This is a genomic window from Pseudomonas sp. S1_G07 (assembly GCF_054668565.1).
Map to the genome: position 1 here is coordinate 1,930,649 of NZ_CP162778.1, position 10,198 is coordinate 1,940,846.

General features: G+C 59.5%; 11 protein-coding genes and 4 tRNA genes. 8 read left to right on the forward strand and 7 right to left on the reverse strand.

The window, feature by feature from the left end; all coding sequences use genetic code 11:
* Positions 1-106 precede the first annotated feature (106 nt).
* From clpB to AB4O05_RS08845, 5 genes are all read left to right on the forward strand, one after another.
* Positions 107-2,671, forward strand: coding sequence for an ATP-dependent chaperone ClpB (gene clpB, locus AB4O05_RS08825; RefSeq protein WP_460131560.1), 2,565 nt, complete (start codon positions 107-109; stop codon positions 2,669-2,671).
* 317 nt (positions 2,672-2,988) lie between these two features.
* Positions 2,989-3,064, forward strand: a tRNA-Asn gene (locus tag AB4O05_RS08830).
* A 9-nt stretch (positions 3,065-3,073) separates the two neighbouring features.
* A tRNA-Pro gene (locus AB4O05_RS08835) sits at positions 3,074-3,150 on the forward strand.
* Between the two features lie 5 nt (positions 3,151-3,155).
* Positions 3,156-3,231: transfer RNA gene (locus tag AB4O05_RS08840), tRNA-Lys, on the forward strand.
* Positions 3,232-3,325: 94 nt separating this feature from the next.
* A tRNA-Pro gene (locus tag AB4O05_RS08845) sits at positions 3,326-3,402 on the forward strand.
* Between the two features lie 125 nt (positions 3,403-3,527).
* Here the strand turns inward: AB4O05_RS08845 and AB4O05_RS08850 are convergent.
* Genes AB4O05_RS08850 through AB4O05_RS08860 form a run of 3 tightly spaced genes read right to left on the reverse strand, consistent with a single transcriptional unit; the run spans position 3,528 to position 5,746 of the window.
* Positions 3,528-4,826, reverse strand: coding sequence for an NAD(P)/FAD-dependent oxidoreductase (locus AB4O05_RS08850; RefSeq protein ID WP_460131559.1), 1,299 nt, complete (start codon positions 4,824-4,826; stop codon positions 3,528-3,530).
* 60 nt (positions 4,827-4,886) lie between these two features.
* Positions 4,887-5,060: a DUF3094 family protein gene (locus AB4O05_RS08855; protein ID WP_460131558.1), complete on the reverse strand. Its 174-nt coding sequence runs from the start codon at positions 5,058-5,060 to the stop codon at positions 4,887-4,889.
* Between the two features lie 56 nt (positions 5,061-5,116).
* A complete protein-coding gene (locus AB4O05_RS08860; RefSeq protein ID WP_460131557.1) occupies positions 5,117-5,746 on the reverse strand; it encodes a DUF1780 domain-containing protein in 630 nt (209 codons plus the stop codon).
* Between the two features lie 103 nt (positions 5,747-5,849).
* Here AB4O05_RS08860 and AB4O05_RS08865 point away from each other — a divergent pair, with 103 nt between their 5' ends.
* The 3 genes from AB4O05_RS08865 (at position 5,850) to AB4O05_RS08875 (ending at position 7,295) form a co-directional block, all read left to right on the forward strand.
* Positions 5,850-6,317 (forward strand): FAD/FMN-containing dehydrogenase, encoded by a 468-nt coding sequence (locus AB4O05_RS08865; protein WP_460131556.1) that lies wholly within the window; start codon positions 5,850-5,852, stop codon positions 6,315-6,317.
* A complete protein-coding gene (locus tag AB4O05_RS08870; RefSeq protein ID WP_460131555.1) occupies positions 6,314-7,003 on the forward strand; it encodes an energy-coupling factor ABC transporter permease in 690 nt (229 codons plus the stop codon). Before AB4O05_RS08865 ends, AB4O05_RS08870 begins: the two co-directional genes overlap by 4 nt.
* Before the next feature lie 76 nt (positions 7,004-7,079).
* Positions 7,080-7,295 (forward strand): hypothetical protein, encoded by a 216-nt coding sequence (locus tag AB4O05_RS08875; protein ID WP_460131554.1) that lies wholly within the window; start codon positions 7,080-7,082, stop codon positions 7,293-7,295.
* On the opposite strand, the gene yacG is transcribed toward AB4O05_RS08875, so the two are convergent.
* From yacG to AB4O05_RS08895, 4 genes are read right to left on the reverse strand one after another with little or no spacing between them, the layout of a single operon-like run.
* Complete coding sequence (gene yacG / locus AB4O05_RS08880; protein ID WP_003188437.1) at positions 7,292-7,492, reverse strand: DNA gyrase inhibitor YacG; 201 nt, start codon at positions 7,490-7,492, stop codon at positions 7,292-7,294. The genes AB4O05_RS08875 and yacG overlap by 4 nt on opposite strands.
* On the reverse strand, positions 7,489-8,112 hold the full coding sequence (gene coaE / locus AB4O05_RS08885; RefSeq protein ID WP_460131553.1) for a dephospho-CoA kinase: 624 nt from the start codon (positions 8,110-8,112) through the stop codon (positions 7,489-7,491). The genes yacG and coaE overlap by 4 nt, the downstream gene beginning before the upstream one ends.
* Positions 8,109-8,975: a prepilin peptidase gene (locus AB4O05_RS08890; RefSeq protein WP_460131551.1), complete on the reverse strand. Its 867-nt coding sequence runs from the start codon at positions 8,973-8,975 to the stop codon at positions 8,109-8,111. The genes coaE and AB4O05_RS08890 overlap by 4 nt, the downstream gene beginning before the upstream one ends.
* Complete coding sequence (locus tag AB4O05_RS08895; RefSeq protein ID WP_460131550.1) at positions 8,972-10,180, reverse strand: type II secretion system F family protein; 1,209 nt, start codon at positions 10,178-10,180, stop codon at positions 8,972-8,974. The genes AB4O05_RS08890 and AB4O05_RS08895 overlap by 4 nt, the downstream gene beginning before the upstream one ends.
* Positions 10,181-10,198 lie beyond the last annotated feature (18 nt).

The window sequence follows — 10,198 nt, forward strand, 5'->3', positions numbered from 1 at the left end:
GCTCGCTTGAATCTTCCAGAATCCCCCCCATCTACAGGGGTATCTGGCAGGTTTCTTCATTCAGGATGTGTTTATAGCTCCGGCCTGCTCAAAAGGAAGGTGACTAATGCGTATTGATCGTTTAACCAGCAAATTACAGTTGGCCTTATCGGACTCCCAATCGTTGGCAGTGGGGCTCGACCATCCGGCCATCGAGCCTGCGCACTTGATGCAGGCGCTTCTGGAGCAGCAAGGTGGTTCTATCAAGCCCTTGCTGATGCAGGTGGGCTTCGATGTCAGCAGCCTGCGCAAAGAGTTGAGTAAAGAACTCGACCAATTGCCAAAAATCCAGAACCCGACCGGCGACGTGAATATGTCCCAGGACCTGGCTCGCCTGCTGAATCAGGCCGATCGCCTGGCCCAGCAAAAGGGTGACCAGTTCATCTCCAGCGAGCTGGTGCTGCTCGCCGCCATGGATGAAAACAGCAAACTCGGCAAGTTGTTGCTGGGCCAGGGGGTGAGCAAGAAAGCCCTGGAAAACGCGATCAACAACCTGCGGGGCGGCGACGCGGTAAACGACCCTAACCACGAGGAGTCGCGCCAGGCCCTGGACAAGTACACCGTCGACCTGACCAAACGCGCCGAAGAAGGCAAGCTTGACCCAGTGATCGGCCGTGACGATGAGATTCGCCGCACCATCCAGGTCCTGCAGCGTCGCACCAAGAACAACCCGGTGCTGATCGGTGAGCCCGGTGTGGGTAAAACCGCGATTGCCGAAGGCCTGGCCCAGCGCATTATTAATGGTGAAGTGCCGGACGGCCTCAAAGGCAAGCGCCTGCTGTCCCTGGATATGGGCTCTCTGATCGCCGGTGCCAAGTTCCGCGGCGAGTTCGAAGAGCGCCTCAAATCCCTGCTTAATGAGCTGTCGAAGCAGGAAGGGCAGGTCATTCTGTTTATCGACGAACTGCACACCATGGTCGGCGCCGGTAAAGGCGAGGGCTCCATGGACGCCGGCAACATGCTCAAGCCCGCGTTGGCTCGGGGTGAGCTGCACTGCGTTGGTGCTACCACGCTTAACGAATATCGCCAGTACATTGAAAAGGACGCGGCGCTTGAACGTCGCTTCCAGAAAGTCCTGGTGGAAGAGCCGAGTGAAGAAGACACCATCGCCATTCTGCGTGGTTTGAAAGAGCGCTACGAGGTCCACCATAAGGTGGCGATCACTGACGGCGCGATCATAGCTGCGGCCAAATTGAGCCATCGCTATATCACCGACCGTCAATTGCCGGACAAGGCCATCGACTTGATCGACGAGGCGGCCAGCCGCATTCGTATGGAAATCGATTCCAAGCCGGAGGTGCTCGACCGCCTGGATCGGCGCCTGATTCAACTGAAAGTCGAATCCCAGGCCCTGAAGAAAGAAGAGGACGACGCGGCGAAGAAGCGCCTGGAAAAACTCCAGGAAGAAATCCTGCGCCTGGAGCGTGAATATTCGGACCTCGAAGAAATCTGGACCTCGGAAAAAGCCGAAGTGCAGGGTTCCGCCCAGATCCAGCAAAAGATCGAGCAGTCGCGTCAGGAGTTGGAAACAGCGCGCCGTAAAGGCGACCTGAACCGCATGGCCGAGTTGCAGTACGGGGTGATCCCGGACCTGGAGCGCAGCCTGCAGATGGTTGACCAGCACGGTCATAGCGAAAACCAGCTGCTGCGCAGCAAGGTGACCGAGGAAGAAATTGCCGAAGTCGTCTCGAAGTGGACCGGCATTCCTGTGTCGAAAATGCTCGAAGGCGAGCGCGATAAGCTGCTGAAGATGGAGCACCTGCTGCACCAGCGCGTGATCGGCCAGGAAGAGGCGGTCGTGGCGGTGTCCAATGCGGTACGGCGTTCCCGGGCCGGTTTGTCCGATCCCAACCGTCCGAGCGGCTCGTTCATGTTCCTCGGCCCGACCGGCGTGGGTAAGACCGAGTTGTGCAAGGCGCTGGCCGAATTCCTCTTTGATACTGAAGAGGCCATGGTGCGGATCGATATGTCCGAATTCATGGAGAAGCATTCGGTGGCTCGCCTGATCGGTGCTCCACCCGGCTACGTGGGCTACGAGGAGGGTGGTTACCTGACCGAAGCCGTGCGGCGCAAGCCTTACTCGGTGATCCTGCTGGATGAGGTCGAGAAGGCTCACCCGGATGTGTTCAACATCTTGCTGCAAGTGCTGGAAGATGGTCGATTGACAGACAGTCACGGGCGCACCGTGGATTTCCGCAACACGGTGATCGTGATGACCTCCAACCTGGGCTCGACGCAGATCCAGGAGCTGGTGGGCGATCGTGAGGCCCAGCGCGCGGCGGTAATGGATGCGCTGACCAGTCACTTCCGTCCGGAATTCATCAACCGGGTCGATGAAGTGGTGATTTTCGAGCCATTGGCACGGGATCAGATCGCGGGCATCACCGAGATCCAGTTGGGCCGCCTGCGTGCTCGCCTGGCCGAGCGCGAGTTGTCGCTGGTGCTGAGTCGCGAGGCGTTGGACAAGCTGATCGCGGTTGGTTACGACCCAGTGTATGGCGCGCGGCCATTGAAGCGTGCGATCCAGCGCTGGATCGAGAACCCGCTGGCGCAGTTGATTCTGTCGGGCAGCTTCATGCCGGGTAGCAGCGTTGAGGCGACTGTGGAAAACGACGAAATCGTCTTTCACTGAGTTCGGACGGCATAGCAAAAACAGAAGGCCCCGCATTGCGGGGTCTTTTTTTTCGATAGGGCGTTGAACTGTAAGGCAAAGGCTTGTAAAGTGCGCCCCGCAGCAACGTCAGCCCACGGGTTTCTTCTCCCCAAGAAGAAATCAGAAAGAAGCGCAAATCATTGTCTTAAAAGCAATTTAAAGGGTTGACAGGGGTTTTTAAGATTGTAGAATAGCGCGCCTCAGAGACGCTAACGTAGTGATACGGACAGGGTCGAAGAGAAGGTTTCACCGCAGTAAACATGCTTTGAAATAAGTAGTACTTTGAAATATGTAGTTCCGTGATAGCTCAGTCGGTAGAGCAAATGACTGTTAATCATTGGGTCCCAGGTTCGAGTCCTGGTCACGGAGCCAATTTCAAACCGGGGTATAGCGCAGTCCGGTAGCGCGCCTGCTTTGGGAGCAGGATGTCGGGAGTTCGAATCCCCCTACCCCGACCATATTTGGGTCGTTAGCTCAGTTGGTAGAGCAGTTGGCTTTTAACCAATTGGTCGTAGGTTCGAATCCCACACGACCCACCATTTTTGAGACCAGTTAACGCTGGAATCGAATCTTAAGATCAGAGGCCAAAAGCACTGATCGAAGAAGGCGACTGAAAGGTCGCCTTTTTATTACCGGGGTATAGCGCAGTCCGGTAGCGCGCCTGCTTTGGGAGCAGGATGTCAGGAGTTCGAATCCCCTTACCCCGACCATATTAAAAATCCTCGTATCGAAAGATACGGGGATTTTTTTTGCTTGCTGAAATATTAAAGGCGCCGCCGCAGGGCAAATGTGGGAGCGGCGGTGCGACGCTTGCTCCCACATGGGGTATGTGTGGTCAGTGAAGCTTGAGGCGCGGTTCAGTCCCGCGTCCAATCCTGCTCCCCAGCATCAGCATCGCCGTACGGAAGAAACCGTACAGCGCCATCTGGTGCATGCGGTACAGCGACACATAGAACATCCGCGCCAGCCAACCCTCCAGCATCACGCTGCCGGTCAGGTTGCCCATCAGGTTACCCACTGCCGAGAAGCGCGACAGCGAGATCAGCGAGCCGTAGTCAGTATATGTGTAGGTTGGCAGCGCCTTGCCTTCGATCCGCAGTTTCAGTGACTTGGCCAGCAATGACGCTTGCTGATGAGCGGCCTGGGCCCGTGGCGGCACATTACGGTCAGTGCCCGGTTGCGGGCAGGCGGCGCAATCGCCGAAGGCAAAGATGTTTTCGTCACGGGTGGTTTGCAGCGTCGGCAGCACTTGCAACTGGTGGATGCGGTTGGTTTCCAGCCCATCGATATCCTTGAGGAACGCTGGTGCGCGAATCCCGGCGGCCCAGACTTTCAAACTGGCTGGAATGACCTGGCCGCTGCTGGTGATCAGTGCGTCGGCGGTCACTTCGCTGACGGCCGAGTTGGTCAGCACGGTCACGCCGAGTTTCTCCAGGGTTTTATGTACAGGCCCGCCGATACGCTCCGGCAGGGCGGGCAATACCCGTGGCCCGGCTTCGATGAGGGTGATGTGCATGTTTTCCGGCTTGATGCGGTCCAGGCCATAGGCTGCCAGTTCATGGGCGGCGTTATGCAGCTCGGCGGCCAGTTCAACGCCGGTTGCGCCAGCGCCAACGATGGCGACGCTGATCTTCTCCACCACATCGGTCTGCCCGGCATGGGCACGCAGGTAGTGGTTGAGCAGTTGCTGGTGGAAGCGTTCGGCCTGCTTGCGCGTGTCGAGGAACAGGCAGTGCTGCGCCGCACCCTCGGTGCCGAAATCGTTGGTGGTGCTGCCGACCGCGATCACCAGGCTGTCATAACCCAACACGCGCGCGGGCACCAGCTCGCGACCTTCTTCGTCGAGGGTGGCGGCCAGCTGGATTTTCTTTTGCTCGCGGTCAAGCCCGCTCATGCGCCCCAGTTGGAACTCGAAGTGGTTCCATTTGGCCTGGGCGACATAATTGAGTTCATCTTCCGAAGAGTTCAGCGACCCGGCGGCCACTTCGTGCAGCAGGGGCTTCCAGATGTGGGTCAAGTTGGTGTCGACCAGCGTGACGCTGGCAACACCGCGCTTGCCCAGAGTCTTACCCAGGCGGGTAGCCAACTCCAGGCCGCCGGCGCCGCCGCCGACGATAATAATACGATGGGTCATGGGGGTATCTCGCAAGGCTAAAAGAAATCGGAGCAGTTACCCTCGCGAGCGCCAGGCAGCTCATAGCGTCAGGTAACTCAAAAGGCGGCTCAGCAGGCCGAGCCCGATCACCACCACCAGCACCACACAGAGGAGCAGCCAGGGCCGGAAAGGCTTGCGCTCGACTTTGTTCTGGGAGAGTTGCAGGTACTCTTCGACATGCTGTTGGTCATCGGGGTTCAGGCGGCTGGTCATATAAGGCCTCGTCAGCTAGACGTTGCAGAAGGGCGCCACGTTACAGATCGTGGGGATCAGAGGCTGATGCCCACGTCGAACACTATGCTGCGACCCAGGTTGTTGCGCAAGAAATCCGGTGCGTCCGGGTGGGCGAACAGCACCCGCGCGAACGTCGGCCCCACCAGCGACAGCGAGCGCCAGCCCTGGCGCAGGTATTCGGTGGGCGGTGGAAAGTGACTGTTGAGGTCAAGCACTTCGCGCTTGAGGCTGGCGAAGGCGACGATATCCAGTTCGCCCAGGTCCATCCCACGCTCTTTATAGTTGTGTGCCTTTTTGCGCAGCGTAGGCGCCAGGCGCAGCAAAAATTCATGAGCGGGGATGCGTCGCGGCTTGGCTTCGCGCCGCACCAGTTGGCTCAGGGAGAACGCATTGCGTCGGCGCAGCAATTCGTCGCGCCATTCATCATTAAGGCGCCGGCCTTCATCCAATACGAAAAACACCTCGAAACTGGCATCACGGAACAGCACATCGGGTGGCTCTTGCCCGGCGGCATGAAACTCCTCGGCGCGGTAGGGCACATTCAAGCCTTGCAGCAGGCGCTGGCAGACCCAACGCTCACGCTCCCATTTGCGGGCATTGGACAGGAACGCATTGGCTTGTTCGGCCGCTACGGTGAGCAGGCGCAAATAATCTGAGTCATCCATGCTTGCAGCTTAGCGTCCAAATGATGACCACAGGAAGATCCGCACCCAAAGCCCGGGTGTAAACTGGCCTTTCAAGCGTGGATCCCCCTATGAGGAGTGTGCAGTGAAGTTTTTCGTGATGCTGTTCCTGAGCCTTTTACCGGTATGGGCCCAGGCTGTTGAAGTGGGGGAGCGCCTTGTTCCCTGGACCTTGCTCGATCAATTCGACCAGGCCTACACCCTGGATAACCAGGCGCAGGTTCTATTGGTCGCGCGCGGCATGGACGCCGCCAAGCTGGTCGACGCGGCGTTGCAGGGGCAAGCCAAGGGCTATCTCGAAGCACGGCATGCGGTGTTCGTCGCTGACATCCAGCGCATGCCTCGATTGATCGCCAAAATGTTCGCGGTGCCGGCCATGCAGTCCTACCACTACCGGATCATGCTGGATCGTGACGCGCGCGTCGCTCCGCGCTATCCCGGGCCTGTGGATAAAGTGCTGTGGTTGCAACTGGATAACGGCAAGCTGGTTGCCGAGCGTGAATATGGCACCGCCGCCGAACTGCGTGAGGCTCTGGAGCAGGTGAAGCCGTGATCAGCGCCGCCGTGCTGGCGCCGCAAACTCTGGGTGTCGGCTGGCTGTTGTATGCGCCGGTGGTGATCTGGGCAATGCTGCGTTCGCCTTGGGTCGAGTTGTTTGCCGACCGGCGGCGCCAGCATTTGCTCTTCGGTACGGTGTTCGCACTGTTTATGTTGTGGCTGGTACGGCGGGATTTCGACACCGGTGTGTCCTACCATTTTATCGGCATGACCGCCGTGACCCTGCTGTTGGATTGGCCTCTGGCCGTCGTCGGAGGCTTTGCCGCTCAACTCGGGTTGGTGTTGATGGGGCGCCAGGACCTGGCGGCCGTGGGCGTCAATGGCCTGCTGCTGATCGTGCTGCCGGTGCTGGTTACCGAAGGTTGTGCGCTGGTGGTCGAGCGAGCGCGGCCACGTAATCCCTTTGTGTATATCTTCTGTTCCGGTTTTTTTGCCGCCGCGCTGTCGGCCTTGCTTTGCCTGCTGCTGGGGCTGGGGTTGCTGTGGTTCGACGGTCGTTTTGCCATGCCGGAATGGCTGGAGGATTTTGTCGGCTACCTGTGGCTGATCATCTTTCCCGAAGCCTTCATCAACGGCATGGTGATCAGCGCCCTGGTGGTGTTTTGTCCGGAATGGCTTGAGACGTTCAACCGCACGCGTTACCTCTCGGCGCCCTGGAAGGATGATGATTCATCGCGTTGACCCAAATCAAATCCTGGGTGAACGGGCGGGCCCATGCTCTGCAAAACTTAATATGAGTCACGCGGGAGCATGGATCATGAGTGTGTATGAGTGGGCACGGCAAGAGCTACGCAGAAGCCAGGACGCGGCACAGGAAATCGGTTTTGACCCAGGCTTGACGCTGCGCGCCATGCTCAGTGCGGTGGTGCAGCAGAGCAAGGGCGTACGCAGTTTCGAAGACCTGGCCGACGAGCTGCAATACCTTGCAGAGAACCTCGACGACGAGCAGGAATACGCCTTTATGCGGCCTTAATGGCGCGGCGGCAGGTCTTCGGAAAACAGCTCGTCTTCGGCGTCCGGCGCCACGGGAATCTTGTGTTCTTCAGCGGCCCAGGCACCCAGGTCGATGAGTTTGCAGCGGTCCGAGCAGAACGGTCGGTTGAGGTTGGTCGCTTTCCATTCCACGGGTGCACCGCAGGTTGGGCAGTCGACGGTCAAGGGTTGGCTCATGATCGGCCTCCACGCAAAGTAAGGTAAAAGTGGTGCAGTCGCTCGACCTCGTTGTGCAGCCAGGCAAGGTCCTTGTCATTGACCAGAACGTCATCGGCATGGCTCAGGCGGTCTTCACGGCTCGATTGGGCCTTGAGGATCGCTTGCACCTGTTGTTCGCTGATGCCGTCGCGCTGCAGGGTACGCTGAATCTGCAGCGATTGCGGCACGTCGATCACCAGGATGCGCTGGGTCATGCTGTACTGGCCGGATTCGATCAACAACGGTGACACCAGGATCGCGTAGGGCGAACGCGCGCGCGCCAAGTGGCTGCGTATCTCCTCGGCGATCAGCGGGTGCAGCAGGCCTTCGAGCCAAAGGCGCTCTTCGGGGACTTCAAAGATCAGCTTGCGCAACGCGGCGCGGTCCAATCGGCCGTCAGGCTGCAGCACGCCAGAGCCAAAGTGCTCGGCTATACGTGCCAGTGCCGGCCGGCCGGGCTCGACCACCCAGCGGGCGGCGTGGTCGGCATCTACCAGGTCAATGCCCAGGTCGATAAAGTGCTGGGCCGCCGCGCTTTTACCGCTGCCGATGCCGCCGGTGAGGCCAAGAATCCAGGGTGTTGCAACAGAAGTGGTCATCTGAAACCGACAGACTGCAAATAGAAGTCGGTTATTTGACCACCCCAGAGCAAAGCAATCCAGCCGGCAATCGCCAAATACGGACCAAACGGCATCGGCGTCGACGCCTGGGTCTTGCGCAGGCGCATCAGGATCAAGCCGCCACACACACCGACCAGCGACGATATCAACAGTGTCATCGGCAGTATTTGCCAGCCACCCCAGGCGCCGAGCAGCGCCAGTAACTTGAAGTCGCCGTAGCCCATGCCGTCCTTGCCGGTGGCCAGCTTGAACAGCCAGAACACGCTCCACAGGCTCAGGTACCCGATGATCGCGCCCCATAGGGCGTCGGGTAATGTCGTCAGCAGCCCAAAGCTGTTGACGATCAGCCCCAGCCAAAGCAATGGCAGTACCAGCACATCGGGCAGCAACTGGTGCTCCGCATCGATCAGGCTCATTCCCAGCAGCCCCCAGCTCAGCACCAGCACCGCCCCCGCTTGCCAGCCGAAGCCGAAATGCCAGGCCACCAGGCCGCAGAGCATCCCGCAGGCGAGTTCGGTGAGCGGGTAGCGCGGGCTGATGGTTCCCTGGCAATGGGCGCAACGGCCCCTGAGTATCAGGTAGCTGAGCACCGGGATGTTTTCCCACGGACGGATCGGGTGATTACAGTGCGGGCAGTGGGAGTGGGGATGCATCAGGTTGTAGGTGGGTCCCACCGGTTCGCCAGGCAAACCGAGCACTTCGTGGGCCTGGGCGCGCCATTCCCGCTCGAGCATCTTGGGCAGGCGCCACGCCAGCACATTGAGAAAACTGCCGACGATCAGCCCCAGTACAATCGCCAGCATGACGAACGTCCACGGGGTCTCGCTCAGTACCATGCTCAAAATGCACTCCCCAGCTGGAAGACCGGCAAGTACATGGCGATGACCAGTGCCCCGACGATCCCGCCCAATACCACCATGATCAGCGGTTCCATCAGGCTGGTGAGGTGATCGACCTGGTTATCCACCTCGCTCTCATAGTGGCTGGCGACCTTCTCCAGCATGTACTCCAGCGTGCCCGACTCCTCGCCGATCGCCGTCATCTGGATCGCCATGCCAGAGAACAGGCCGCTGGTGGCCATGGATTGATTCAATTGCATGCCTGTGGAGACATCGCGACGCATATGCTCGATTGCCTGTTTGAACGGATCATTGCCTACGGTTCCGGCCACCGAGTCCAGTGCTTGCAGCAGTGGTACGCCGGCGGCGAAGGTCGTGGCAAGCGTACGGGCGTAGCGGGCCACGGCTGATTTCTTCAGCAGTGTGCCTGCCAGCGGCACTTTCAACAAACCGGCATCCAGCCAGTAGTGAACACTCGGCGAGGTCCGGTAGGCCTGGCGTAGCGCCACGGTGCCTGCGCCGAGACCCAGTAGCAGCATCCACCAGGCTTGTTGCATGAATGCCGACAGGGCAATGACCTGCAAGGTGAAATCCGGCAGTTTGCCGCCCACCCCCGCAAACAGGTTCTGGAACTGCGGCACCACGTGGATCAACAGCACGCCAGTGACCAGGCCGGCGACCACCAGGACTGCGGCTGGGTAGGTCATGGCCTTTTTGATCCTGGTCTTGAGTGCTTCACTCTTTTCCCGGTGGATCGCCACACGTTCGAGCAGGGTCTCGAGCGCACCGGCCTGTTCGCCGGCAGCCACCAGGTTGCAGTACAACTCATCGAAATACCGCGGTTGCTTGCGCAATGCCTCGGCCAGGCTGTTGCCGGCGGCAATCGCTTGTTTAAGCCCTTGTACGAGCTCGCGCATGGGGCGGTTATCGAAGCCTTCGCTGATGATGTCGAAGGCCTGCAGCAGCGCAATCCCGGCCTTCAACAACGTGGCCAACTGGCGGGTGAGCAGGGTGATGTCGGCCGCTTTGATCGCTGGAGCAAGGCCTGGCAGCAGTGGAGACTTCTTGCGCACCCGACCTGGGCTGATCCCTTGCTGACGCAGCTGCGCCTTGACCAGGGCAGGGTTGTGCCCGACGACCTGGCCGGACACCTTGCGCCCTTTGCGGTTGATGCCTTCCCAGGCGTAGATCGTCGAAGCGTTGTTCATGTCACGGTTCCGCACACA